The organism is Oleiphilus sp. HI0061, from assembly GCF_001635675.1.
Window position 1 is genome coordinate 1 of the sequence record NZ_LWFE01000816.1, and the last position, 334, is coordinate 334.

General features: G+C 46.7%; 1 protein-coding gene. It reads left to right on the forward strand.

Annotation, left to right across the window (positions count from 1 at the left end; genetic code table 11):
• Positions 1-213: 213 nt before the first annotated feature.
• The coding region (locus tag A3735_RS28825; RefSeq protein WP_156499579.1) for a ClpX C4-type zinc finger protein at positions 214-334 on the forward strand (121 nt) is incomplete at its 3' end.

Below are 334 nucleotides of genomic sequence, written 5' to 3' on the forward strand. Positions count from 1 at the left end.
TGCTGAGGCAGTAGAATATGGTTTAATTGACTCAGTGATTGAAAAGCGTCCGTCGGCAGAGTAGTAGTGAGGGGCACTTGCCTGGGAAGATAGAGCTTAAGCTGCTCGAATAGGACTTCTCAGGCGATTAAATGAATATCGCGCAGCGGTAAGAGCCGCTTCATTGCGCGCAGGCGTTCGAAGAGGCGCTTTGTACAGTAAGTAGGAAATCTGATGACCGATGAAAAAAACGGTAAGGGCGGAGATAACGGTAAATTACTTTACTGCTCCTTTTGTGGCAAAAGTCAGCATGAAGTGAGAAAACTGATTGCAGGCCCATCTGTCTTTATCTGTG